Annotated in this window: 22 protein-coding genes; 6 read left to right on the top strand and 16 right to left on the bottom strand. The window is 72.2% G+C overall.

All coding sequences use genetic code 11. The features are described 5' to 3' along the window. The first annotated feature begins 326 nt into the window (after positions 1-326). A complete protein-coding gene (locus tag ACIGG8_RS24345) occupies positions 327-737 on the top strand; it encodes a hypothetical protein (RefSeq protein WP_396550650.1) in 411 nt (136 codons plus the stop codon). 1,118 nt (positions 738-1,855) lie between these two features. Here the strand turns inward: ACIGG8_RS24345 and ACIGG8_RS24340 are convergent. Continuing rightward, positions 1,856-2,542 carry a class I SAM-dependent methyltransferase gene (locus ACIGG8_RS24340; RefSeq protein WP_396550648.1) on the bottom strand — a complete coding sequence of 229 codons (687 nt, stop codon included), beginning with the start codon at positions 2,540-2,542 and terminating at the stop codon, positions 1,856-1,858. 117 nt (positions 2,543-2,659) lie between these two features. Further along, the gene (locus ACIGG8_RS24335) at positions 2,660-4,234 is read right to left on the bottom strand and encodes an HD domain-containing phosphohydrolase (RefSeq protein WP_396550647.1); all 1,575 of its coding nucleotides are present in this window, start codon (positions 4,232-4,234) and stop codon (positions 2,660-2,662) included. Between the two features lie 36 nt (positions 4,235-4,270). Between ACIGG8_RS24335 and ACIGG8_RS24330 the strand changes: the two genes are divergently transcribed. Next, entirely contained in the window at positions 4,271-4,408 is a 138-nt protein-coding gene (locus ACIGG8_RS24330; RefSeq protein WP_396550646.1) for a hypothetical protein, read from the top strand. A gap of 205 nt (positions 4,409-4,613) precedes the next feature. Here ACIGG8_RS24330 and ACIGG8_RS24325 read toward each other — a convergent pair whose 3' ends face one another. The 3 genes from ACIGG8_RS24325 to ACIGG8_RS24315 form a co-directional block, all read right to left on the bottom strand. Next, positions 4,614-5,390, bottom strand: a complete 777-nt coding sequence (locus ACIGG8_RS24325; RefSeq protein ID WP_396550644.1) for a hypothetical protein — start codon at positions 5,388-5,390, stop codon at positions 4,614-4,616. A 289-nt stretch (positions 5,391-5,679) separates the two neighbouring features. Further along, positions 5,680-6,672, bottom strand: coding sequence for a peptidase (locus tag ACIGG8_RS24320; RefSeq protein WP_396550643.1), 993 nt, complete (start codon positions 6,670-6,672; stop codon positions 5,680-5,682). A 40-nt stretch (positions 6,673-6,712) separates the two neighbouring features. Further along, a complete protein-coding gene (locus ACIGG8_RS24315; protein ID WP_396550642.1) occupies positions 6,713-7,228 on the bottom strand; it encodes a hypothetical protein in 516 nt (171 codons plus the stop codon). Positions 7,229-7,723: 495 nt separating this feature from the next. On the opposite strand from ACIGG8_RS24315, the gene ACIGG8_RS24310 reads away from it, so the two are divergent. Next, positions 7,724-7,879: a hypothetical protein gene (locus tag ACIGG8_RS24310; protein WP_396550641.1), complete on the top strand. Its 156-nt coding sequence runs from the start codon at positions 7,724-7,726 to the stop codon at positions 7,877-7,879. Positions 7,880-8,134: 255 nt separating this feature from the next. Here the strand turns inward: ACIGG8_RS24310 and ACIGG8_RS24305 are convergent, their stop codons facing one another. After that, a complete protein-coding gene (locus ACIGG8_RS24305) occupies positions 8,135-8,302 on the bottom strand; it encodes a hypothetical protein (RefSeq protein ID WP_360508679.1) in 168 nt (55 codons plus the stop codon). 194 nt (positions 8,303-8,496) lie between these two features. On the opposite strand from ACIGG8_RS24305, the gene ACIGG8_RS24300 reads away from it, so the two are divergent. Continuing rightward, the gene (locus tag ACIGG8_RS24300; protein ID WP_396550813.1) at positions 8,497-10,635 is read left to right on the top strand and encodes a heavy metal translocating P-type ATPase; all 2,139 of its coding nucleotides are present in this window, start codon (positions 8,497-8,499) and stop codon (positions 10,633-10,635) included. A gap of 264 nt (positions 10,636-10,899) precedes the next feature. Here the strand turns inward: ACIGG8_RS24300 and ACIGG8_RS24295 are convergent, their stop codons facing one another. Both ACIGG8_RS24295 and ACIGG8_RS24290 read right to left on the bottom strand, forming a co-directional pair. Next, a complete protein-coding gene (locus ACIGG8_RS24295; RefSeq protein WP_396550640.1) occupies positions 10,900-11,505 on the bottom strand; it encodes a hypothetical protein in 606 nt (201 codons plus the stop codon). A gap of 190 nt (positions 11,506-11,695) precedes the next feature. Next, positions 11,696-12,169, bottom strand: a complete 474-nt coding sequence (locus ACIGG8_RS24290) for a nucleoside 2-deoxyribosyltransferase domain-containing protein (protein ID WP_396550638.1) — start codon at positions 12,167-12,169, stop codon at positions 11,696-11,698. Positions 12,170-12,664: 495 nt separating this feature from the next. Between ACIGG8_RS24290 and ACIGG8_RS24285 the strand changes: the two genes are divergently transcribed. After that, positions 12,665-14,008, top strand: a complete 1,344-nt coding sequence (locus ACIGG8_RS24285) for a hypothetical protein (protein WP_396550636.1) — start codon at positions 12,665-12,667, stop codon at positions 14,006-14,008. After that, the gene (locus ACIGG8_RS24280) at positions 14,005-14,607 is read left to right on the top strand and encodes a hypothetical protein (RefSeq protein ID WP_396550634.1); all 603 of its coding nucleotides are present in this window, start codon (positions 14,005-14,007) and stop codon (positions 14,605-14,607) included. The genes ACIGG8_RS24285 and ACIGG8_RS24280 overlap by 4 nt, the downstream gene beginning before the upstream one ends. A 107-nt stretch (positions 14,608-14,714) precedes the next feature. Here the strand turns inward: ACIGG8_RS24280 and ACIGG8_RS24275 are convergent, their stop codons facing one another. The 8 genes from ACIGG8_RS24275 to ACIGG8_RS24240 form a co-directional block, all read right to left on the bottom strand. Continuing rightward, the gene (locus ACIGG8_RS24275) at positions 14,715-14,858 is read right to left on the bottom strand and encodes a hypothetical protein (RefSeq protein ID WP_396550633.1); all 144 of its coding nucleotides are present in this window, start codon (positions 14,856-14,858) and stop codon (positions 14,715-14,717) included. A gap of 44 nt (positions 14,859-14,902) precedes the next feature. Beyond that, positions 14,903-15,913 (bottom strand): hypothetical protein, encoded by a 1,011-nt coding sequence (locus ACIGG8_RS24270; protein ID WP_396550631.1) that lies wholly within the window; start codon positions 15,911-15,913, stop codon positions 14,903-14,905. Beyond that, entirely contained in the window at positions 15,910-18,969 is a 3,060-nt protein-coding gene (locus ACIGG8_RS24265) for an NHLP bacteriocin export ABC transporter permease/ATPase subunit (protein WP_396550630.1), read from the bottom strand. Before ACIGG8_RS24265 ends, ACIGG8_RS24270 begins: the two co-directional genes overlap by 4 nt. A 3-nt stretch (positions 18,970-18,972) precedes the next feature. Then, positions 18,973-21,096: an NHLP family bacteriocin export ABC transporter peptidase/permease/ATPase subunit gene (locus tag ACIGG8_RS24260; protein ID WP_396550628.1), complete on the bottom strand. Its 2,124-nt coding sequence runs from the start codon at positions 21,094-21,096 to the stop codon at positions 18,973-18,975. 84 nt (positions 21,097-21,180) lie between these two features. Beyond that, positions 21,181-21,987, bottom strand: coding sequence for an HlyD family efflux transporter periplasmic adaptor subunit (locus ACIGG8_RS24255; RefSeq protein ID WP_396550627.1), 807 nt, complete (start codon positions 21,985-21,987; stop codon positions 21,181-21,183). Between the two features lie 40 nt (positions 21,988-22,027). After that, entirely contained in the window at positions 22,028-22,576 is a 549-nt protein-coding gene (locus ACIGG8_RS24250) for a nucleoside 2-deoxyribosyltransferase domain-containing protein (RefSeq protein WP_396550626.1), read from the bottom strand. Between the two features lie 262 nt (positions 22,577-22,838). After that, entirely contained in the window at positions 22,839-24,158 is a 1,320-nt protein-coding gene (locus ACIGG8_RS24245) for an LLM class flavin-dependent oxidoreductase (protein WP_396550624.1), read from the bottom strand. An 89-nt stretch (positions 24,159-24,247) separates the two neighbouring features. Then, on the bottom strand, positions 24,248-25,255 hold the full coding sequence (locus ACIGG8_RS24240) for an LLM class flavin-dependent oxidoreductase (protein WP_396550811.1): 1,008 nt from the start codon (positions 25,253-25,255) through the stop codon (positions 24,248-24,250). Positions 25,256-25,409: the final 154 nt, after the last annotated feature.

Here is a 25,409-nt window from a genome sequence, read left to right as displayed (position 1 = left end):
CTTCGTGAGAGCTGATCGGGTCCCACTGGTGCGGGCCCGGAGGTGATCGCCTTGGTCCGGAGAGGCGTTGAACAGCAGGAACGCCCACGGCATGTCACCGCGGGCGAGAACTTCGGAACCACGACTGCTTGATCAAAACGTTACACCGCAGAGGATCCCGCAGCCAGGGCGCCGAACAGGACACGAAGCGGCGTACTGTGGCGCCCGTACGTGCTTCGGTCGTGTAGAGCCGCCGGCGATCGCGAGCAGGAGCGGGACTCCTGAACGGATGCGGGGGGCCTCGCGCTGGCAGATCCTGGGAGAGGAGCCGACCTCGGAGGAGAGCGATGACCAGTACCAGTGGCTCACGGGAACCGAGCGCCATGGTGCACATGTCGATCTCCGGTGCACCACCCACGGCCAACGTGGTCGCCGACACGGTGGGACAGTCGTACCGGCTGATCACCGTCCCTGGTGCGAGCACAGCAGGGGACTACGTCTCACCCGCCGATCAGGTGGTCCGAGGCCGCTGGCAGGTGGACACGTCGGCGCCGATCGAAGAAGCCGCCGCACAGCCGGTCGCCCTCGCCGAGGCCGACGCCGACCCGGTGAAAGTGGAACTCAGCGGTCGAACCGATGCCGTCGTCAAGGTCGATGCGCTGATCCGCGCGCGTTTCCGCGCCGGACCACCGGCGGGGATCTCACAGGCATTCGAAGTGTGGCCGGGGAGTCCGCCGCTCCCCACGGGCCGGCCATGACCGAAGCGGCGCTCGGCGAGGCCCATCGGACGCTGCGCCGTCCCTCGTCGCCGTCCCGCTGATCGCGTCTTGCAGCAGTGTCGTGTGGGCAGACGGAAACCTGCAAGGTGGGCTCCCTTCGCCGGCATTGTCCGGATCAGGTGGTGGAGGTCGCCTTCCGGTCTCACAGACCTTCCAGCCTCTCAGCCCGACCGTCGACAACCGCCCCGCGCGGAGCCTCCGCCCATCGCCCGGGGCCATCCGGCCGAACTCCCTCGCTCGCCCTGCAGGCCGATTCCCACGGTACTCCCGCCCCCGCCCGGCACCAGGGCCGAACGGCCCCAGCACTGTCCGGGTGACCAGGCGGATTCACCGAGCCGAATAGCACCTCGGTGAATCCACCATGTCCCGACTGCCCACTCGCGGTGGTCCCCTATGGCTGATGTTCCGCCATCCCTCCGCGAGCAGGCGGAGCGAGACGAGAGCGCCACCGTCGTCCGACAGCGGACGGCGGTGGCCGCGTCGACGGCGCCCACGGACTGTGTCCGACTGCCGCCTCGCATAGGGCCGGGCGGCCCATGTGCTTCGGGCCCGCCGTCGTGGCCTTCGACGGCAGGCCCGGAGCCGAACCACCGCCCCGCCTCGACGCGTGGCTGGTGACCGACGAGCAGGCGGAGCTGCGCGCCGACCTCCGAGCGATGGCCGCCCCGCACGGGCTCGTTCCGCACGCAGGCGACCTCGACCTGGAAAAGGTCGCGATCCGAGCCCACCCGGTCGTCCACACCGCGCATCCGGTCTGGGGCTATCGGATCGAGTCCGGCGCCCCGCCCGGTGCAGGGGGCGGACCGGTGTCGCTGAGCACGCTGCCGTCTGCGAGTCGGCGAGCGGGTGTGGCGGGCGGGCCCCTCCCCGGCGGGGGATCGGTCCTCGCCGACCCGGGCGAACACCCGGTCCCGCAAGGCCGGCACCGCGTCGATGGTGCGCTTGGCCCCCTTGAAGACGGTGCCCGCCCCCGAGTCGGCCACCGCTCGCGAACCGGTCGACGGTGCGGCGGGAGACTCCGACGGCGGCGAAGGCGTGGGCGCGCATCCGCTGCTCGACAACCGGGGTATCCACTGCGCGGTCCTTCTCCGGAAACCTCAGGGCGCCTCACGGGTTCGGGTCCTGGTGGTTCCGTGCGGGTGCCGGCTCGGGGTGTCGACCTTCTGCGGCCACCGCGCGGTGCCGAGGATGAGCGGGCGGGCGAACGGAGGCGCCTTGGGCAGTTCGCCGTGCTCGACGGACCCGACTTCGAAGCCGGCAGCCTCGATCGAATCGAGGGTCGGGCGGTTGCATTCACAGCAGACCAGCAGGCGGTTGAACCAGTTGAAGCGGTCCTGGGTACGGGCGAGCCGCGGGTCTCGGGAGCGTACGTGTTCGAGGAAGAGCAGCTGTCCGCCAGGGCGCAGTACTCGGCCGATCTGGCGCAGGGCGCGCGGCTGGTCGGCGACGCCGCACAGGACCAGGGTGGAGACGACGGTGTCGAAGCTGTCGTCCTCGAACGGGAGGTCCTCGGCCGGGGCGCGGAGCACGGTGGTGTGCGGTGCCGCTTCCCGGACGTGCCGTTCGAGTCGGCGGAGCATCGCGGCTTCGGGCTCGGTAGCGGTCAGGGAGACTACGTCGGGGCCGTACAGTTCGAGGTTGGCGCCGGTCCCGGCACCGATCTCCAGGACTTCACCGGTTGCTCGGGCGATCAGCCGGCGCCGCCGCTCGCGCAGCCCCGCCTCCTCGGCCCGGGCCATGGCACGGTCGTAGACCAGTGCGAAGAACGCCGTGTGGATGCTCATGGCTGCCTCGATTCCTCACCACCGGGCTCACCCGCCCGGTACACCTTCGACGCTACGGACCGGGGGCGGGTGTCGCGTGGGGCGGTTGCCCCATCTTTCGCGTCTTTCGCGGCGTCCTCACGCGGTGGCCGGCTCGGCCTGCGGCAGCAGGCCGTGCTCCAGGGCGAAGAGGCATGCGCCGGCGCGACTGGAGGTGTCGATCTTGGCGTAGATGTGCTCGACGTGGTTGCGGGCGGTCTTCGGGGAGATGACCAGGCGGCTCGCGATCTCCTTGTTGGACAGGCCGCGGGCCAGCAGCCGCAGCACGTCGACCTCGCGGCCGGTCAGACCGGCAGGTCCAGCGGTTCGACGGGGAACGCGATGCCCCGCCGCGGCGAGCACCGCCGCGACGGCCTCCGCGTCGAGTCGGCCGGCCGCGGCCTCGGCGCGCAGCTCGGCGGCGGCCTGCGGTGCGGTCAGCGCGTCCCGGTGCGGCCGTGGCTCGATCATGGAGCGGTAGGCGTCCGCCGTGCCGAGGATCCGCGCCTGCCGGGAGATGGCGGGCGCCGTGAGTCCGCGCGGATAGCCGGAGCCGTCGAGCCGCTCCCGGTGTTGCACGGCGATCGCCCCGAGCGGTGCCAGCGTCGGCGACTGGCAGAGCATGCGCTCCGTCAGGTAGGGCTGCAGGCGTACCCGTTCCCACTCGCCCGTGCCGAGCGGCCCGGGCTTGTCCCAGATCGCGTTCGACACGCCCAGGCGTCCCAGGCCGTGGAGCAGCGCGGCCCGGTGGAGTCGGGCCCGCTGCTCCACGGTCAGGCCCAGACCGGCGGCGGCCGCGTCCACCAGCTCGGCCACGGCCCGCGCATGTCCCAGGGTGTAGGGCGACTTCAGGTCGACGAAGTCCGCGACGGCCAGCAGCGCCTGCTCGAACTGCTCTCCGCCCAGCCACACCCGCAGCGCCGGTTCGGCGGCGATCACCGCCTCCCAGGTGTGCACCGCGTCCAGCTCGCCGAGCACCGTCTCGGCGTCCCGGCACAGCACGGCAGCGAGACGGGGATCGAACTGGGACCCGGCGCGCCGTCCGGCCAGCGCCGCGGCGGCCGCGGTGCCGCCCACGCGGTGCGCGACCTCGGTGAACTCGGCCAGCTGCGCCAGGCGCGACGCGATCGGTACGGCTTCGCCCTTGACCTCCCCGGGCCATCCGCGTCCGTCCCACTGCTCGTAGGAGGCGGCCACCGCGCGCCGGACGGAGTCCGGCAGTCCGAGTCGCCCGGCCAGCGAGGTGGCCAGGGCGGCATGGCCGCTGATCATCCGGTCCACCTCGTGGAAACCGCCCAGGGCGAACTCCAGCCCGACCCGCAACCGGTGCAGCGGCGGGTTGCCCGACCCGACCAGCCGCACCGCCGCGACGGCACCAGCCAGGCTGCGCTGCTCGTAGCGGTACTTGCCGGCCTTCAACGCGATGTCGTCACCGAACCACTTCGCCTGCTCGTGGGCATCCGAGTGGCAACCCACGTTCACCAAGAGTGCCGTGTAGTAGACGGCGACCCGCTCCTCGTCGTCCAGGCCGATCCGCTCGGCCAGGCGCAGGGCGATCAGGCACTGGCGCAGCACGTGCTCCATCGGCTGGCCGAAGCCGAGGTCGACGCCCAACGACAGCGCGGCGACCAGCTCGGCCAGCCGCAACCGCGGACCGGCGTCACTACCGCTCACACCACGACCCTACGCCGCCGTCGAGCGGGCCGCGGCGTGGCGCCCGGGTCCAGCCACGGCTTCCACGTCCACCACGACGGCACCTCTGCCCAGCCGGTCCTCGCCGCCACCGGCCGGAGCTCGAACTGCTGCGTCACCCGGATCGGCGGCCTGCACGGCGAGCCGAACCTGTGACGGTGGACTCGGCTGCGGCCCGGCACCGTTCATCGGCCGTCGAGACGACACGGGCACACGATCGCAGCCGACTTGACGGATCGTCAGATATTGACGCCGGCCGGCGCCGGCCTGCCCGCTTACGGCCTTCTGCAGCAGGCTTCAGCCTTCGGCCGACGGGAAGAGGCCGTTTTCGCAGGGGTCGTCCGTCCACGCGGGCCGAGTGCTACCAGTGGTCGGGGCCGTCGCAGTGGTCATGATGCCCGCCGTGGCCGTCATGCCCGTCGTCGTCATGCCCGTCGTGGCCGCCGTGCCCGTCGTCGTCATGCCCGTCGTGGCCGCCGTGCCCGTCGTCGTCATGCCCGTGGCGCTTGATCGTGGTGGGGTCGGTGGCGGTGTGGGTGGTGCTGTCACCTCCCCCGGTGACGGTAGCGATGTTGGTGACCCGCTCACGGGCGTGGCAGGAGACATCGACCTTCAGGGTGATGGGTGGGTAGCTCTGACCGGCAGGCAGGACGTCGCTGCGCGTACAGGTGAGGGCGGCCGGAATGCAGGTCCATCCCGCGCCGGTGATCCTCTCGGCCCGAAGACCTTCGGGAAGGCGGTCGTGGACGGTGACCGTGGTGCCATTGGTCGGGCTGGCCGTCGCGAGGTTACCCACCGTGATGGTGTAGACGCCGTCCTCGCCCTGGATGAAGGGGTCCGTGTGACTCTTGGCGATGGTCAGGCCGACTGGGATGACCGTAAACGCGAGGCCGGTGGTGCCGACACTGCCGGCTCTGACAGTGCTGCCGGGGCCCGTGGTGGTGCCACCGGGTTTGGTGAGGCCGATGGCGGTGAAAGGCTCGACCACCGGCGTCGTTGCGTCGCCGACCTGGGCGACGTAGGTGGGTTGAACCGTCGCCGTCCAGGCTGTGGCCAGGACGATCGCCAGGACGGCCAGCCCGGTCAGCGTGACCGCCCCCGCCCTCCGGGCCCGCATCCTCAGCCAGGATCGGAACATGCCGCCCGCACCTCCCGTGCCGCGGCTTGCTCCGGCCCGCCCTCTCCCGTGTCCGAACACCGACATCTCCGCTTCCAACCGTCGGGAACAAGCTGTGGATACTCATAGTGACTGGACCATTACGTGAAGCATCCGCACGGCCGGGGGCGGACGGGAGGTGTGCCGACGTCGGCACACCGGCGAGGATGGGGCCGGCGCAGAAGGAGCGGTGACGCGCTCGACGAGGACCGTCATACGTCGCTCACGAAGCAGATCAGCCGGCTGCGAGGGCGGGTCATGGTCGGAGTCGTCATCGACGGCGCCGGAGGAACCTGGAGAGCAGAAGGCAGAGAGCGGCAAGGGCGAGGGCTGAAAGCCAGGCGACCAACGAGGTGGGGAAGTCCCCCTGCAGGGCGACCGACACGGCGTCCGCTCCGACGCTGCCGGGAGTCGACGGGAAGGTGATGGTGGCGCGGGCGTTGTGCTGGACCAGGCCGCTTCCGAGCGTGAGCTCCCCGGCCCACGGGCCGTTCGGCAGTGTTGCGTCCACTGGGACGACCACCTCCCCGCGGTCGCCTGGAGCCAGTGTGGCGCCCGTCCTGGCGGTCGAGAACGGTCCGGCGTGCTGTCCGGCCGGCCCGGAGGGGAGGGACAGTGTCCCGCTGATGTCCAGGGCGCGACCCCCCGTGTTGTGGATCCGGGCGCGAACCTCTCCTCGCCCGTCGCCGGCTCGGGCCGGATAGAGCCGTTCGATCGTGAAGTCCGAGGGTGGCTCGTCACCGCGACCGACGTCGACGTACATGCGGACGCCCACCCTGCCCAGCACCGTCACAGTGTGCGAGCGATCCGTGGGGGCGCTCGTCTGCGCCCAGATGACGCCGTATCGCTCCCCGGCGACGGCGTCCCCGGGCACTCGGATGGTGGTGCGCACCCGCGCCGTTTCGGAGGCTGCCAGCTCAAGGTCCGTCGCATCGAACGACGTCCAGCCGGTCAGCTCGTCGGGGGTGCGCTCCGGCGCGAAGGTGAACTCACCCTTCGCGATGGTGGCTGCCGCGGCGTAGACGTCGACGTGCATCGGCATGGACGACTCGTTGGTGATCTCCACCCGCCGTTCGATGGTCGAGCCGGGTGCGAGGTGGTCGACGATGTAGGCGTGCGCTCTGGGATCGGCACGGCGGTTCTCCGGAGCGTCGAGCAGCTTGATGGCGATGCTCCTGCCCGCAGCCGGGTCCCGGGGGGAGGGTGCCCCGGGTGCCTGCCCCGCCGCCGGCATCACCCCCGCGGCCTGCACGAAGGCCAGCATCGGCAGGAGAACCCAGAACCGGCGCACACCCTTCATTCCGTCAGGCAACGGACTGGGTCAGCGTTCCGGTGTAGGTTCCGCCGACGGCGCCGGCGGGCACGTTCACGGCGACCGTCGGGTTCCAGCTCGCGGTGTTGTCTCCGACACCGGCGCTCCCGGTGAGCACCGTCTGCGCGGAGTTGCTCAGCGTCACGTTCGTCGGGGTGGCGGTGATGGTTCCGGTCGTCGTCACCGTCCCGACCGTGTAGGTGGCATCGGCGGCGGGAATGGTCGACGATCCGTTCGCGAAGTCCGTCTCCGCCGCGGTCACCGTCCAGGAGGCCGAGAGGAGGGCGCGGTCGTCGGTGACGGTACAGGGGCCGATCGGTGCGCTGATCGTGGTGCCGGGCGCTCCCGAGCCGAGGCTGGCGCCGGCCGGCACCGACAGCGTCAGTGCGCCGCTCGTGACGGTGAACGTGACCGTGGTGCTGGGGTCGCTGTCCGCGGTGGCGATGCCCGGCTGGACCAGGGCGAGAATGGCGGCTGCGGCCGCGACGGACAGGCTTCGTGTACGCATGATGGCTCCTGGAATCCCGCCAGAGGACGTTCTGGCTGACGGCGGACATGCCGATTGACGCGACCCAGACAATCCGGCGCGACCTGTTCACACAAGCCGACGCGCGCCGCGTTGCGCCACACGAATGGCGATATCTCTGCCGGAGCGAAGCCCGGCTCGCCTCGCCGACACCCCCAGACCGTCTGACGGCACGTCCGACGGTGAACCCGCACGCGGGTCACGACAGGATCCCCCGATCCTGCGTGTTCGAGCCTGAAACCCGATCTCTACTGTGTCCGTGCAGATAACCCGTCAGGGTGACCCCAGGCTGACGGGACTGGCTCCCCCGATCCTCGGGGCACGACCGAGGAAGTGGAGACCTCCCGGAAAGCCGCGAGAACGCGTAGCCCTTCGGCCGGTCGGCCACCTGGGCACCGGATTCGCGGCGGCCGGCGTCATGGTCGCGGTGTTCTTCACCTTCGCCCTGTCCGGTCCGGTCCGCTGCCACCCAAGGAGATGGGCATCGTCCTCGGCGTCGCCGTCCTCCTGGACGCCGCGCTGGTCCGCCTCGTCCTGCTCCCGGTCGTCCTCCGGCTGACCGGCCGGGCCGCCTGGCACACCCCGGCCCGGCTCGACCGGGTCCTGCCGAAGGTCACCTTCTCCCACGGCTGACCGACCGGACCGCCGGTGGCGGGAGCGCGGTTCAGTGCTCCCGCCACCGGCGGTCCCGGCGTGGCACGACGCGAGCGCGCAGGCAGTCGACACGCGGCCACCAGCGCGCAGGCTGTGGACGGCGCAGCTCGGCCGAACCGCATGTCCTCGCGGGCCGCTGCCGCCGCACTGCGGCGCAGCACCTGCGGGTGGACACGGGGCGGGCCGGGCCGGGGCTCCCGGCACGGCCCGATCACATGGCACCCGCTCGCCCGGTCAGCGGCGGCCGAAGAGCCTCGCCAGGAAGCCGCCGCCCTTGGCCGCGCTCCGGTCGCAGCTGCAGCGGTCGGCCTTGCGAACTCCGGCGAGCACCTGGTCGACGTGCATGCCGCACCCCGCGTAGGTGGCCTTGCCGCAGGTGCGGCACGTGGTACGTCGACACATGGATGAACTCCTCGCGATCACTCAGGAGAAGGGTGTCCCCTTCGCTTCCAATATACCTGGAGGGGTATTTTGGAGCCGGATGCACATCGCTCGGCGCTGCAGCCCGCACACGTCCCGCGCCGGCGCAGGACCGTCATCCCGCGCCCGGCGCCGAGCGCCGTCCCGTTGACGCCGCCCACGGTCAGCCCTTCCGCCTGAGTGGACCGTCATGGATCGCCGAGGGGCGGGCCGGCGTCGACCTGATCGCGGTCCTGGCCCTGGTCGGCACCCTGGCCGTGGGCGAGTACCTGGCGGGTGCCCTGATCGCCCTGATGCTGGCCACCGGCCGCGCCCTGGACGCCGCCGCCGAGCGCCGCGCCTCGCACGACCTGCGCGCCCTCCTGGAACACGCGCCGCGCTCCGCCCGCCGCCGCAGGGGCCCGGACGTGGCCGTCGTCCCCCTGACCGAAGTCCTCGTCGGCGACGTGCTGGTCGTCGGGCCCGGCGACGTGGTCCCGGTGGACGGCCTGGTCAGCGACGGCACGGCCGTACTCGACGAGTCCGTACTCACCGGCGAGTCCGAACAGCTGGAACGCGGCATCCAGGACACCGTGCGCAGCGGCGTCGTCAACGCCGGCGGCGTCTTCGAGATCACGGCGACCGCCACCGCCGAAGACAGCACCTACGCGGAGATCGTCCGCCTCGCCGAACAGGCCGGCGCGCAGCGGGCACCTACCGTGCGCCTCGCCGAGCGCTACGCCGCCTGGTTCCTGCCGCTGTCCCTCGTGCTCGCCGCCCTGGCCTGGGTGCTGAGCGGCTCCGCCACGCGCGCCGTGGCCGTCCTGGTGGTGGCGACGCCCTGCCCGCTGCTGCTGGCCGCACCGGTCGCCATCGTCTCCGGCCTGTCGCGCGCCGCACGACGAGGAGTCATCGTCCGCGACGGCGTGGCACTGGAGAACCTGGGCCGGGCCCGCACACTCGTGATCGACAAGACCGGCACCCTCACCGCCGGCCGCCCCCGCGTCCTCGAAGTCGCCGCCGCCCCCGGCCGCACCCCGGCCGAGGTGCTCCGCCTGGCGGCCTCACTCGACCAGGTCTCCACCCACATCCTCGCCCAGGCCATCCTCCACGAGGCACGCACCCGCGACCTGGCACTCTCCCTCCCCCGCGACACCACGGAAGAACCCGGGCGCGGCCCCGCCGGCACCGTCGACGACCACCGGCTCACCGTCGGAAAGACCGACCTCGCACCGGCGGCCCTCCCCGCCTGGGCACGGGCCGTCGACAACCGCGCGATCCTCGACGGGGCCGCCTGCGCCTGGCTCACCGTCGACGGCACCCTCGCCGGAGCCGTCCTGCTGCGCGACCCGCTGCGGCTCGACGCCCCGCACACCGTGCAACGCCTGCGCGAGGCCGGACTGACCCGACTGGTCATGCTCACCGGAGACCGCCCCGAGCCCGCCCGGGAAGTCGGCGTCGTCCTGGGCCTGGACGAGGTCAGATCCGGCCAGTCACCCGCCGACAAGGTCGCCGCCGTCCGCGCCGAATCCGCCCGGGCGATCACCCTCATGGTCGGCGACGGCGTCAACGACGCGCCGGCTCTGGCCGCCGCCGACATCGGCGTGGCGATGGGCGCACGAGGCTCCAGCGCCTCCTCCGAAGCCGCCGACATCGTCCTCACCACCGACCGCGTCGACCGCCTCTCCGAGGCCATGGAGATCGCCGTCCGGGCGCGCCGCATCGCCGTCCAGAGCGCCGCAGGAGGCATGGCCCTGTCGCTGCTCGCCATGGTCGCCGCCCTGTTCGGCCTGCTGCCGCCGGCCGTCGGCGCCCTCTTCCAGGAGGCCATCGACGTCGTGGTGATCCTCAACGCACTGCGCGCCCTGCTGCCCGCCCGCGGAGCCCGGCCGCCGCTCGAACCCGACACCGAAGACCTCATCCACCGCTTCGCCGCCGAACACGAGGACCTCCGCGACACCCTCGACCTCATCCGCGACGCGGCCGGGCTGCTCAGCACCGAACACGGCCCGCGGGCCCTCGCCGCCGTCCGGGAGGTCAACCGACTCCTCACCGAGCGCCTGCTCCCGCACGAACACGCCGAGGAGCACCAGCTCTACCCCGCCCTGACCCGCCGCCTCGGCGGCCCCGAAGCCACCGAGACCATGAGCCGCGCCCACACCGAGATCGACCGCCTCGCCCGCCGCATCACCACCCACCTCGACCTCGCCGCCGAACAGGGCTCGCTGCAGCCCGAGCAGATCGACGACCTCACCGCCTGCCTGTACGGACTCCACGCCGTCCTGCGCCTGCACTTCCGGCAGGAAGAGGAGAGCTACTTCTCCCTCGTTCCGTGAAAGGTGGTCGCAGCGGCAGACGGTGGCGGCCGGACGCTGCGGGCCGGGCGGGGTCGGTCCCATCAGGTACCCGTGGATTCCTCGGCGGGCCCAAGGCGGGTTCGGCCAGGGACCGCTGGGCTGGCGCCGCGCCCTGCGCCACGGTCGACGCCCCCTCCGGGTCGCGCCGACACCACCGGACCCGCCCGGAAGCCCCGACACCCCCACCACCTGGAGGTCTTCGAGGTGATCGAGCCCGACCGCCGTCAACGACGCTCATGGTCACTACACCTGGTGCACCGTGACCCCGGTGGGTAGCTGGAAGCGCGGGTCACGCTGGCCCCCGCTCAGGAACTGCCGGAAGGCGGTACCGGGTTGGGCCCACAGGACGGCGGTGACGTGCGGGTTCGCCATGAGCGTCGGGCATTCCACGCGCTGCCAGGTGTTCCCCCGCCGTACGGCGTCGCCGAAGACGATCCGGATCTCGCCGCGGGCCGCTTCGGAGAATCCCACCGAAGCGTTCCGCCAGAAGGCGGCGGCCCGCTCGGAGTAGTCGGAGTAGTACGGGGTCGGCAGGCCGAGGTCCTCGATCAGCATCATCATCGTCCGGCCGCCGTGCCGTTCGGCCGTGGCCTTCGCCGACGCCTCGACCGGCCTCCCCAGGTAGGTGCCGCAGTAGTACCACAGGGCGGTGGGGCCGCTCCTCCTGGTGGCGTCGCGCATCTGCGCCCTCGTCACCCATCGGGAGACGTCGTCCGTCTGGCCGGGCAGGACGACGCCGCCGCCGTTGGTCGGTGCCCGGTCCTCGTAGGGCACCCACTCCCCGAGCGGTTCGGCCCTGATGCTCCCGGCGAGAGCGGGCTCACGTGTCCGGGGCGGGCCGAGCAACATTCGGGGTCCTCTCTGTGGGGCTGCACGCCGAAGGCCGGACCACCCACGCCGCGGGGCCCGTCGGACCGGGAGCCTAGACCGGAACGGCACGACCGGTGCCGCACCGGGCCCCGACGCCACCACACCGGGCCGCTGCCGCTGCAACGGTTGCACGGATGCGTGCCATCGCTGCGCCGGCGCAGGGCGCCGATCAGCCCGCGGCACCGCCGGCATCGCCCTGCACCAGCAGGGCCCGGGCGGCGCCGACGGAGTCGGACAGGGTGTGGTGGATCGTCAACTCCGGCCGAGCTAGGGAGAGTTGAATTTCCACATCGCGCCGGCGCAGATAGTTCCGGTCGACACCCACCGCGATCGGGGTACCTCGTCCGGCGTGCATCCCGAGCTCGTACAGCGCGATCGGCTGCACGCTGTCGACGCTCCGGGGGAACCAGAACAGCACGACCGCGGCCCGGTGCAGGTGCCGGTACTCCCAGGCGATCTGGTCGGCCACCGGGATCGGCGAAGTCGCTGAACTCCGGCGGGGATTGAGCACCGCGACCTCGTCATCGCCGAACATCCGGGCCGCCGTGGCCTGCCAGTCGGGGCACCCGGTGATGCCCCCCGCCAGGAACACCGCGGGCCGGCCGCCGGGGTGGTACTCGGCCGGGGCCTCGAAGTATTCCATCAGTTGCTCCCACACGGGTCGGGCCGGGCCGGAAGCGGCCCGGGCGGCCCATTGTCCGGCCGAGGAGAGGGGGCGTCCAGGGCGGCGGGACGGTCCGCCGCCGACCGCGGAGCGGATCGGTGGAACCGTCCCGGCCCCGTCGTGCACGCTTCGGGGAAACCGTCGGGAGTTCCTTGTGCCCTCCTGACCGAGGCCCATAGCTTCGAGACGTCTCAGCGAGAGACGAAGCATCCCGGTGGAGGCCGGTCGATTTCCCCCCGACCGATCTACTCCGGATCCCGCCCGGAATCCCGGGAACCCGGCATCTTGGAGGAATCATGAGCGACACCCAGAACACCACCCCGGAGACCGCCGCCGACGACTTCGCGGCCGAGATCGGCGACGAGGACCTGGAGGCCATCTCGGGTGGCCTTGAGCGCATCTGACGTCCACTCCTCGGCCGGGGGCCGGCGATCCTCGCCGGCCCCCGGCCGGTCGTCCGTACGGAGGCCCGCGTTGAATCTGCCCAGCGACCTTGCGCACGCAGCCGAGCGGCTTCGCGAGCGCATCACGCGCAAGGCGTCGTCCCGCTGGTTCCTGGAGAAACGCCAGGAGATCGAGGACCTGGCGCCGTACGACCCGGACCGGGGGCGCGAACGTCTCGACCACCTGCTGGCCGTCGCCGTGGAACGGGCGCCGTACTACGCCGCCCTTCGCTCCCGCGAGCGGCCGTGCCTGCGCGACTTCCCGCGGGTCCACAAGAGCGACCTGCGCGAGCGCTTCCTCGACTTCGTCACCCGCGACGCGACCGGCCGGATGGCCCCCGGTGCGTTCTTCCTGTCCCAGACCAGCGGCAGCACCGGACAGCCCGTCACCCTGTTGTCCACCGCGGAGACCGGCGGGCTGCTGACCAACGTCGTCCGCGAGCGGTTCAGCGCCTTCCTCGGCCTGCCCGACACCGGCACCGTGCTCAACCTGGGGCTGCTGTTCCCCGGCACCCGCCTGCTGGAACCGGTGATGCTGCCCCGACCCTACGTCAAGTGCAACCTGCGCGGGTACGACCCCGACGACCCCGGAATCGTCGCCGACTACGAGGCCGTGGTCGGCCGTCTCCCCGTCGACCAGATCACCGGTTCCTCCAGCCGGGTCATCGCCCTGGCCCGGTACTGCCTGGACCGCGGCATCGCCCTGCGCCCGCGGGGAGTCGTCGCCACCTACGAGCAGATGCCCGACAGCGGCCGCCGGCTGGCCGAGGAGGCCTTCGGCTGCCCGGTGACCATGCTGTACGCGACCGCGGAGACCGGCTACGCGGCCTTCGAGTGCGGGCGGCGGCGCCTGCACTTCCAGGACGACTTCGTGCTGCCCGAGATCGATCCCGCCGACGGCCGGGAGGTCGGCGAGATCGTCCTGACCTCCCTGGTGTCCACGCCCATGCCGGTCATCCGCTACGTCACCGGTGACCTCGCTCCCCGCCCGACCACCTGTGACTGCGGCCTGCCCGGCACCGTCACCGAAGGGCTCGTGGGCCGCGCCCGCTGCAGCCTGGTCGGCCGGGACGGGGCCGTCTACTCGCCGTACGCGCTGCTCGCCTCGCTCGCCGCCGCCGGACTCCCCGACTACCAGGTCGTCCAGGACGAACCGGGCACGCTCGGCCTCGTCACCGCCGGCCCCGCGGAACCGGCCGCCGCCTGCGTCCGTGACCTCAACACCCGGCTCGCCGCGACCTTCGGGCCGCACCAGGGCTTCCGGCTGCGTCACCGCCCGGATCAGGCGTTCCGCTTCACCCCGGGCGGCAAACGCAACCCGGTGGTCCAGCTCCTGCCGCTGCCGGACGGCCCCGAACGCTCGGGCTACCTGTGACGGTCCGCGACCAGCTCGACCACCACCGCCACGTCGACCACCTCGGCCCCAGGGCCGAGGTGGTCGACGACTCGGTGCCCCGCGAGACCGAGTGGCTGACCAAGAACGACGGGATCGTCCTGCCCGGTCAGACGAACGATGCCGCCCGCTGGGTGACGCGGGAACAGATCCGGAGCGCCGCCGAGGGCCGTGACCCCGCCGCGCTCTGGTACTACAGCGGCACCTGCCGGGGACGGTCGGTCGAGGAGGCCACCAAGGCCACCGCCGGGAAGTACGGCGGGGAGACCATGATGATGCTGATCGAGGGCCTCGGCATGCCCACCCCGTTCTACTCCGACTACTCGGACCGGGCCGAGGCCTTCTGGCGGGACGCCTCGGCCGGCTTCTCCGAGGCCGCCCGGGGCGAGGTGCGCGTCGTCTTCGGCGACACCGTCCGGAGGACGGGCAACTGGCACCGCGTGGAATGCCCGACACTCGTCGCCAACCCCCGCGTCACCACCCTCCTCTGGGCCCGTCCCGGCACCCTCTTCCGTCCCCTGCCGGCCACCTGGCGCACCGAGCCCCGGGACCGCCTGCCCCCCGGTGTCGTCCTGCGGTGACGCCGGGTGCCCCGGCATCACTCCGTACCGAGGCCGCGACCCGGCGTCACCCTCCACCGATGCCGAGTGCCCGCGACCCCGGTGCCGGGGTCGCGGGCACAGGGGGCTCACACGTACGGCGGGTAGGTCGGCTGACCCCCGTCGCCGCCCCCGATGGCGTCCAGGTCCCCGTCGCTGATCTCCTCGTCGACCTCCGTGCCCGCCGCGGCGGCGTCCTCGGCGTCGGTGTTCCGGAAGGTGTCGTCCTTCATGGTGTACTCCTCTGGTGGTGTTTCGCGGGTGTGCCTGACAGTGGTCAACTGACAGCTGTGGGGACCTCGTTGTAGCCGATGACCTGGGCCTTCGACCCCGAGGCCGCGGTCGGGACGTACGTCAGGAAGGTCTGCAGCCGACTGATGGTGAACCGGCTCGCCGTCGCGCCGCCGGGTTTGCCCAACTGCGCGGCGTCGCTGCTCTTCGGGCCCAGGGAGACGGTGCCGTCGGCCTGGACCGGGGTCAGTGTGTCGGTGACGACGTCGGCGGTGAACACGAGCACACCGCCGTCCTCGGTCCGCAGGGCGTAGCTCTCGGGGAGCGTCCGGGTCAGCGCCCGGGACAGGGTCGTACCGCGGCCGCTGAGGGCCTTCGTCCCCGCGGCGAACCCACTGGAGAGGTTGTCGTCCAGCGGCGCGCTGTAGGCGAACCTGTCCTTGCCCACGAGGTTCTGCTGGTAGTGGGCGAGGATCTCGCTGCCCAGGGTCCCCGGGGGGATCAGCAGGCCGTCCGGGCTCGTGACGGCGGTGGCGGTGCCCGCGGCGTCGACGGCGACCTTCGGCACCGGCCCGCCGGCCGTGAGCGAGTACGCGGCGAGGTAGGGCGCTCCGGGCCCCGCCTGCACGAAGACGCGGTACGTCGGGCCGGGGAACGGCATGCCGCCCTGCGCCCGGCTGGACACGGCCAGGAACCAGCGGGGGTAGGCCGAATCCGCCGGGGCGTGGACGGTGATGCCCTGGTCGCTGATCGGGGCGACCGACTGGTTCAGCTCCTTGCTGATGCGCATCCAGGCGACGTCGGCGCTGAGCAACGGTTCGGTCTCGATGCCGGGCAGGCCCGCGCTGTCGAGGGCCCCGTTGACCCGGTTGTTCTCGTCGTCATAGCGGCTGACCGCCGCCACCGCGTCCGCCCGGGAGACGCCCGTCTCCGGGGCCGTCGCTTGTACGCCGGTGGCGCCGCCCCGCACCGAGCCGCAGCCGGCCGTCCCTCCGAGCGCCAGCAGGACGGTGGCCGCGGCGGCCCGCAGCCGGAGTCCCCTCCTCCTGTGGTTCATGTCATCGCTCCTTCTGATTCGTGCATCTGCCTGCGCACCAACTGGTGGAAGAGGCTCGTGGGGTCGCCGAGGAGCTCGGAGGGCGGAGCGCACTCGGCGACCCGGCCCTCGGCGAGGACGACGACCTTGTCGGCGTCGAGGACGGTGGAGAGCCGGTGTGCGATGACGACCCGGGTCGCGTTCAGCCGCTGGGTGCTCTCGGTGACGATCCGCTGGGTCTCGTTGTCCAGCGCGCTGGTGGCCTCGTCGAAGAACAGGATCCTGGGGCGGCGGATCATGGCGTGCGCGATGGCGAGGCGCTGCCGCTGGCCGCCGGAGAAGGTGCCGCTGTCGCTCACCATCGTGTGCATCCCCATGGGCATGGCGCGGATGTCCGCGGCGATGCCCGCCAGTTCGGCGGCCGCCCACGCGTCGTCGTGGCTGTAGTTCAGCGTTCCGGTGATGGCCTGGAAGACGGTGCCGGCGAACGGCTTCGTCTGCTGCAGGACGACGCCGCACTGCCGGCGCACCGCGGCGCTGTCCAGGGTGGCCAGGTCCTGGCCGTCGTACAGGACGTTGCCGCTGAAGGGGGTCTCGAAGCCGAGCAGCAGTCGCAGCAGGGTGGACTTGCCACACCCGCTGGGGCCGACGATCGCCACGAACTCACCCGGCCGCATGCTCAGGGACACGTTGTCGAGCACCGGCGGGCTGTTCTCGTCGTAGCGGAACGTCACCCGGTTCACCTCGATCTCCCCGGTCAGGTCGCCCGGCACCGTGTGCGTCTCCGAGACCTCCGGCAGCTCGGCGAGCAGCGGCTTCATCCGCTTGAACATGGGGATCACGGCGAAGGCCGAGGAGAGGGAGTTGGTGACCTGCATGACGGCCGCGAGGACGATGCCCAGGGCCGCGTTGAAGGACAGGAACCTGGTCATCGACAGCTCCCCCCGTGCCGGCCCGCTGATGACCGCGAAGGTGAGCAGCACGCAGATGAGCGGGTAGACGGCGTTGAACGTGGCTGCCGCGTTCTGGTACCGGCCGATGCGCTTCTGGAGCTCCTTCTGCTGCGCGAACTCGTTGGCCCAGGCTGCGAAGGCGCGGTTCTCGGCACCCGCCACCCGCAGCTTGGGGAGTCCCCGCAGCCGCTGGTACACCCGGTTCGCGAGTTTGTGCTCCAGGTCCAGCGACTGGGTCTGCCAGGTCATCTGCCGCGCGCCCAGCACGAGGAAGAACACCACGGCGACCAGGACGTACAGCCCGGTCAGCAGGGCCAGCGGCACGCTGAACCAGAACATCACGGCGAGGTTCACCACCGCGACGACGCTGGAGTAGAGCACCACGTAGCTCACGTTCATCAGCACCGTGCGGATGTTCTTCACCCCCAGGGCCGCGCCGGCCAGCTCACCCGTGGAGTACCGGCGGAAGAACGGGGCCGGCAGGCGCAGCAGCCGGTCCCAGACGGCGGCCTGCAGGGTGGCCTCGAAACGGCCCCCGACGCGCAGCAGCGCCAGGTTCTCCAGCACCGCGAAGACGGCCGACGCGAGGGCGGCCACCAGCGTCAGGACGCACACCTGCACGATGAGGTCCGTCTCGGCGTAGGGGACGAAGGTCCCCAGGACCAGCCCGGTGCTGACGGGCACCACGGCGCCCACGGCCACCGCGACCAGGGTGAAGGCGATCAGGTTGCGGATGTCCCGCCCGCTGCCCTTCAGGCCGAAGAGGACGAGCCGTCCCGTGCCGACCGGCCGCTCGGGCAGGGGAGGGTAGAACAGCACCCCCGTGTCGTCGAACTCCCCCGCCGTCCGGTCCCGCACCGGGTCCTGCTCGCCGGTGACCGGGTCCCACGCCACGTACCGTCCGCGCCTCCAGACGAAGGCCACCGGCTCGCCGGAGGCGGCGCGGCGCCCGACGAACGGGCCGATGTTGGTACGCCACCAGCGTGCGCCCAGGTCCACTGCGCGGATGCGGAAGCGCGAGCGCACCGCGATCGCCTCGATCGGGCCGGTCTTGCCGGCGGCCGCCGAGCCGCGCGCGGGCAGGATGGCGATGCCCAGTTCGTCGGCCACGATCCGGCAGACCGCCTCGGTGGGGTCCTCGGCGTGGACGGGGCCGCTGCGCGAGACGTGCTCGGCCGGCTGGAGCACGGCCGTCAGGACCCGGTTGGCCTTGTCGGCGAGCGCGTCCTCCATCTCGCGCACGGCCCGGATCCGAGACTCGGCCTGCTCCCCGTCGGCGGCGATGACCCGGTCGGCCATCCGCATCAGGCGCCCGCTCACCTCGGCCAGGCGGTCCCGCCACCGGCTGCCGGCCAGCAGGTCGCCGGTCGCGCAGGTGGTGAACGAGGCCGTCGGATCGCCCTGGACGGTGCTGCCCCCGGTGACCACGAAGGTGTCGCCGCGGGAGAGCCGTTCGCCGCTGTCGGGCGTTCCGACCCGGAGGCGGCCGGCCAGGACCTCGATCCAGAGCAAGTCCCCGGCCGCACGGCCGCTTTCCCCGTCGGCCAGTTCGCCCCGGCCTCCGGCGCCCAGGAGCAGGTGCTCACGGGAGCCCGGCGGCTCGGTGACGAAGCCTAGGAGACCGTCGAGCCCGGCGTCGATCCCCCGGGCGAGGGCGGCACGCCGGGCTGCAGGCTCGCAGGCGTGCCCGGAGCCGGTGCAGGCGTGCCCGGAGCCGGTGCAGGCGTGCCCGGAGCCGGTGCAGGCGGGCAGGAGGCCGGCCAGGTCAGCCGCGTCCAGGCGCAGGACGCGGGCGCCCAGGACGGGCCGCAGGACCGGCACGCCGGTGGCGCCCGCCGGGGGCGCGGCGAGGACGGAACCCGCGGTGAAGCGGTTGACGTAGTGCCACGGACCGCCCTCGACGGCCTCCACGACGAAGAGGTCGACGGCTCCCTCGGTCACCACCCACAGCGTGTCCCCGTCCGTCAGCCGGACGTGTCCCTCACCGAAGTCGACCTCGGTCCCGGTCCCGGCCGGCGGTCGCCAGGCCGGGACCGCCTCGGTTGCCGGGGCAGTCGCCGCAGCCGGGGCGACCGGGGCGACCGGGGCGACCGGGGCGACCGGCCCGGAGGATGTCGTGCTCATGCGTCAGTGCTCCCTGATGAGCTGGGCGTAGGCGCCGCCGGCCGCGGACAGGGCCTCGTGCGTCCCCCGCTCGACCACGTCGCCCCGGCTCAGCACCACGATCTCGTCGCTGTCGCGGATGGTGCTCAGCCGGTGGGCCACGACGACCGTGGCGCAGCCGTGGCGGCGGATGTTGTTCATGATCAGGAGTTCCGTCTCGGCGTCCAGGGCGCTGGTCGCCTCGTCCAGGACGAGCAGCCGCGGCTTGCGGACGAGCGCCCGGGCGATCTCCAGCCGCTGGCGCTGTCCGCCCGAGAAGTTGCGGCCGTCCTCCTCCACGTGGGCGTAGATGCCGCCCGGGCGCGAGGACACCACGTCGTACACCGCGGCGTCGCGGAGCGCGGCGATGACCTGGTCGTCCGAGATGGAGGAGTCCCAGAGCGTGATGTTGTCCCGCACCGTCCCCTCGAACAGGAACACGTCCTGGTCGACGAAGCCCACCGAGGCGCTGAGCACCTCCGGCGCGATGCTCTCGCGCGGGCGGCCGTCGATGTCCACCGAGCCCTCCCAGGGCCGGTAGAGGCCGGAGATCAGGCGCACCGCGGTGGACTTGCCACTCCCCGAGCCGCCGACCAGCGCGACCTGGCGTCCGGGGCCCACCGCGAAGGAGAACTCGCTGACCAGCGGGGCGTCCAGCGGGCTGTAGCCGAAGGTGACCCGGTCGAAGGTCAGGTTGCCCGCGAGACGCCCGGCCGGGCCGTCGGAGGCCTCCGGCCCTTCCTCCGGGTGGTAGTTCTCCACGTCGCGCAGCCGGGACACCTGGACGGCGAAGTCCTGGACCCGCTGAGCCACCGCGATCAGCTGCGCGATGGGACTGACGAACGCCGACACCAGGGCCTGGAAGGCGACGAGCAGACCGACGGTCAGGTCTCCCCGCACGGCCTCCAGGCCGCCGATCAGCAGCAGCAGCGAGGTGGTGACGGACGCCAGCGTGGGCGCGACCACCGCCATGACGGCACTCGGCACGCCGACCTTCTGCTGCCCGGTGACGACGGCGGACTGTTCCTTGGCCCAGCGCCGGAAGAAGGTGTTCTCGCCGCCGGTGGCCTTCATCGTCTCGATGAGCTGCAGGCCGCTGTACGAGGTGTTCAACAGCTGCGCCTCGTCCGTGGCCACCCGGCTGACCCCGCCGGCCCTGATCCGGGCCACCGTGCGCAGGGCCACGATGTTGAGCAGGGACAGCGACACGCTCAGTACCGTCAGCCAGGGGTCGTAGGCCCACAGCAGGCAGGCGTACAGCACCACGACCAGCGCGTTGACCAGCATGCTCGACAGGTCGCCGGACAGGGTCACGGCGACCTGGTCGTTGGACTGCACGCGGCTGCTGATGTCCGCCGGACTCCGCTGGACGAAGAAGTTGATGGGCAGTCTGAACACGTGCCGCAGGAAGCGGCTGCTGTTGATCGTCGCGTTGGAGATCCGCAGCCGCAGCAGGAAGGTCTGGCGCAGGAAGGTGAGCACGCCCGTCACCAGGACGGTCGCCGCCATCAGGCCGAAGAACGACGTCAGGAACGAGCGGTCGCCGCCGAGCAGGATGGAGTTGACGAACGCCCGGGTGAGCGCCGGGTACGCCACGCCGACCACCGCGAGCAGCACGCTGACGTAGGTGCTCAGGGCGAGCAGCCCCCAGCTCCCGCGCAGCCGGGTCGGCATGCTCGCGAGGAAGCCGGGCCGCCGGCCTCCGGGGCGGAACCCCTCGCCCGGCGACATGGTGAGCACCACGCCGGTGAAGCTCTCGTTGAAGTCCGCGAGGTTGACGACCCGCGGACCGCTGCCGGGGTCGTTGAGGTGGACCACGTCCTGGCCCAGGCGTCGGCCGAAGCCGTTGAGGACCACGAAGTGGTTGAACTCCCAGAACAGGATCGCCGGGGGCGCCAGCTTCGCCAGCGCCTCGGTGTCCATCCGCCGTCCGGTCGCCGTCAGGCCGTAACTGCGGGCCGCCTTGAGGACGTTGGAGGCCTTCGAGCCGTCCCGCGAGACGCCGCAGGCTACCCGCAGCTCCTCCAGCGGCACGTAGCGCTTGTAGTGGGCGAGGATCATGGCGAGGCTCGCGGCCCCGCACTCCAGCGCCTCCATCTGGAACACCATCGGGGGCTTGGCGCGACGGGCCGGACGGCGCCTCGGCCGGATCCTCGTCCGCGGAGTTCCGTCGGTGGTGGTGAGTTCGGACATCTACGACAACACCCAGCTAATCGGTCTGACCGATGGCAAGTGCACGGAAGCGCTCACCAGCGTGCGGGAATCAATCAGGTACGGCGGGCCGGATCGGGTGGACCACTGGAACCCGCTCGTGGTGCCGGGTTCCGTCAGCAGCCGCACGACCACTTGCATCGGCTGGCCCTGGCCGGAGAACTGGCCGGCCAGCTGGGCGTCGCCCAGGAAGGCGGCGATCTGCTTCTGGGTCTGCGAGAACTGGCTGACCGACTGGACGACGCCGCGCAGCACCCCGTACTCCTGGGCCGGGGCGGACCGCAGGTCGAGGTCCACGGTGCTCCCCTCGGCGATGAGCCCGGCACTGCTCGTCGGTGCGTACAGCACCGCGATCAGGGGATCGGCCGGCCCGCTGACGCGCTCGACCACGGCGAGATTGGTGCCGGCCGTGACCACCTGGCCGACCTGCGCCAGGATCGCCGTGGTGCGTCCGCCGCTGAAGGCGCGGACGGTCTGCTGGGTCGAGTCGACCTGGACGGTGAACAGCGGGGCCTGCGCCGGGAAGGTGGTGCCCTGCTGGGCGAAGACGCCGGTGATCTGCCCGGAGACGGGACTGTCCAGGGTGTAACTGCCCTGCCCGTAGGTGAGGATGCCGGGCACGGTCACCTGGCGCGGTATCGCCCCGGTGAACGCCCAGAGCGAGCCGAGGGCGACGAGCACCGTGACCATGAGCAGCGCGACCAGGCTGCGCGGCTTGGCCAGCGTGGCCGCTGTGCCGAGGTCGGTGGTGGACTGGAGCTTGGCGAGTGCCTGCTCACGGAACTGCACGGTTGAGCTTCCTTCCTGCGGTCGGGGCGCCGCCCGCCGGTCAGACGGCCTGGAGGGTGGCGGCCGCCGAGTACGCCCCGCCAAGCGCCTTCTCCGTGCGCAGGAGCGCCTGGACCACGTCGCCCGCCGTGGCGGTCAGGTCCTCCCGCACCGGGAGGCCCGGACGGATCAGCCGCAGCTGGGCCCGCAGATCCTCGCGGCGCACGTAGCCGGGCTCGGCGCCGACCGCGATGGTCTTGAACGTCCCAGCGGCGACGCCGAGTTCGTAGAGCGCGATCGGCTGCTCGGGCGCCTTCTCGTTGCCCCGGGGGAACCAGAAGAGGACCACGTCGCAGGAGCGGAGGGCGTCGTGCTCCCAGCGCACCAGCTCCTGGCTGAACGCACGGCCGGGGACGACCCGGCTCGGACTGAACACCGTGACCGGGCGGTCGGCCCCCGCCCGGCGCCACTGGCCGGCGAGCGACTCGATCGCCTCCTGCCGCCAGTCGGGGCAGTTGCGCATGCCGCCGGCCAGGAACACCGTCAGCTCCTCGGGTGCGGAGGGGAACTCCTCCAGCGATCCCACGACCCGGAGGGTCGGTCCGTTCACGGCACATTCTCCTCTTCGGGACGGAAGGGCGGTCGGTGGCCGTCGCGCTGCTTCGCCGTCGCAGCACTTCGCTGCTGCCCCGTCACGCCGCCACGATATGACGGTCCGTCACAGGTGGTACGGGGAAGTGATTCGGACGGAACCCGCGGCTCCGCTCGGTGGTGGTGCAGACGCTATTTCCGGGCTCCGGCACCCGGCAAGCCTTCCGCGGAAGTGCCACCAAGGCGCGCAGGGCAGCGCTCCACCATGACAGCGATCCGTGTCATCGAGCGCTCTCCACCGGCGTCCGGCGGTGTTCCGTGAGGCCCAGGCGGTCCCGGAACGTGCCGGGCCCGTACTCCTCGGGGAGGGCCCCGCGGGACCGGAGCTCGGGAACCACGTGCTCCACGAAGTCGTCCAGCCCGCCGGGTGCCCGGTCCGGGACGATGATGTACCCGTCGCAGCCGCCGGCCCCGACGTGCTCGATCATCTCGGTCGCGATGTCGGACGGCGTGCCCGCCAGCGGCTTCGTGTAAGTGATCAGCGCGACGAGCTGCCGGATCGACAGCTTCCTGGACTCCGCGACCTGCCGCAGGAACGCCACCCGCTCCGCCCTCCGCCGTGCGTCCATGCCGCTCGGCCGTCCGCTGACGAACGCCCCTCCGTCCGGGTCCGGGTCGACGCCGGGCAGCGGTCCGTCCGGGTCATGGGCGGACAGGTCGCACCCCCAGAGCCCCTCCAGGTGGTGGATGGCCAACTGCGGCGTCACGATGTCCAGCTGCCGTGCCCGCGCCCGCTCCTCGGCGTCCGCCCGGGACCGCCCGACCGCGTAGGTGATCGCCGGCATGATCCTCAACTGCCTCGGGGCACGCCCGTGGCGCGCCAGCCTTCCCTTGAGGTCGGCGTAGAACTCAAGGCCCGCGCGGCCCCGCTTCCTGCTGTAGACGAGCTCGGCGTGGGCGGCTGCGAACTCCCTCCCCTGCTCGGAGTCCCCCGCCTGAACCAGGACCGGCTCGACGCCCTCGTAGGCGGTGTCGGCCGCTCCCCCGGCCCGGAAGTGGTTTCCCTCGTGGGCCAGCGGCCCGGTGCCGAAGGACCCGCCGGAGCGCCAGAACGCCCGGCACAGCGCGACGAACTCCGCGGCCCGCTCGTAGCGTTCGGCGTGCGGGAGGAAGCCGCCGCGCCGGAAGTTCTCGCCGACCCAGGCGTCCGGCGTGGTCACCACATTCCAGCCCAGCCTCCCGCCCGAGAGGTGGTTGACGGTGGCGAGCTGACGGGCCAGGTCGTAGGGCTCGTTGAAGGTGGTGTTGACGGTGGCGACCAGGCCCAGGTCCTCGGTGACGGCCGCGACAGCCGAGAGGATCGTCAGCAGGTCGTGCCGGCCGGCCACTCCGACCTCTGTCACCTCGCCGCCGCGCTCGGGCAGACGGAGGTCGTCGGCGAGCAGCAGGTAGTCGAACCCGCCGCGCTCGGCGGTCCGGGCCAGCCGGGCGATCGCGGCGAAGTCGATCTGGCTGCCGGGGCGGCCGCCCTGCCACACCGTCGTACTGGGGTTGACCGGGAAGAGAACGCCCAGGTGGAGTCGGCGCGGTTCAGGGTTCACTGAGGGCTTCCTAAGATGGTGACGGGCCCGGCGGACCCGGTCGTTCCGCGCTCCGGGCCGATCCGCGCGGACGGAGTGACGTGGTTCCCCTACGGGACCAGACTGTTGGGCGCCCGGTGCGGCAGCCCCAGGTGCTCGCGGAAGCTGCGGCACTCCTCGCGCCAGGGGGTGACGAGCCCGCGCCTGCGCAGTTCGGGGACGGCTTCGTCCACGAAGCGGGCCAGTTCCGTGCCCACCTCGGCGAACACCAGACGGAACCCGTCCACCGGGCCCGTCTCCGCGTGCCGCTGAAGGAAGTCCGCGAACTCGCCGACGCCGCCGGTCTCGAACGCGCTTCCGGTCCCCCACGCCCACCGGCCGGCCGGCAGCCCGCGGCGGTCCACGAACAGGTCCGCGATCGTCCTGGTTCCGCTCCTGAGCCGTGGACGGGCGCCGGCGAGCCGTTCGAGGCGGCCGAAGACCAGGTCCGCGCGGGCGGCGAGCGCCAGTTCCTGCTCCGAGGTGATCCGCACGGCAGTCACCGGGTGTCCCTGCGGCGGTCGCGGGACTATTCCCGGGCCCTTCACCCGGAAGTACCGGCCCTTGTGGTTCACGGCACGGATCTTGGTGCGGTCCAGGAAGCGCCCGGTGGCGGCGTCCCGGATCTCCGCCCCGTCCTCCCAGCTGTCCCAGAGCAGCGCGACCACCTCGGTGAACTCGGCGGCCTCCTCGCACAGTTCGGAGAGGTCCCGGTCCGGGCGCTCACCGAGGAGCCGGGCCTCCTCCGCGCCCCCGGCCACCCGCACGCACCAGCCCGCCCGTCCGGCGCTGACGTGGTCCAGCGTCGCCAGGGCCTTCGACACGTGGAAAGGTTCGAGACCGGTCACGGTCGCCGTGGCGACGAGCCCGATCGAGGTCGTCCGCGGGGCGACGTGGGCGAGCGCGGTCACCGGGTTCAACCGGCTCTGGGCGGCCCCCCGGACGGGCACGGAGACCGCCGGGGGCGTGAGGGCCTCGTCGAGCGTCACGAAGTCCAAGGATCCCCGCTCGGCCAGTCCCGCGGCACGCACGCAGCCGGACACGGCGGACCGCACGGATTCCGGCTCGCCGATCTCCACACCCAGGAACACGCGCAACTCCAAGTTTCACGTACGTCCGCCGACGAACCGGGCGGCGCCCGCCCGATGAATGCGGAACGCGGCGTGAAGAATCCCGGGCCGACCGCCTTTTCGCGCCACCCTAGTGCGGCCGTCCGGAGGCCGCACTAGGGTG

The organism is Kitasatospora sp. NPDC085464 (assembly GCF_044541955.1).
Lineage (GTDB): Bacteria > Actinomycetota > Actinomycetes > Streptomycetales > Streptomycetaceae > Kitasatospora.
Note: the sequence above shows the minus strand (reverse complement) of the source record. Positions and strands in the feature narration are given on the sequence as shown.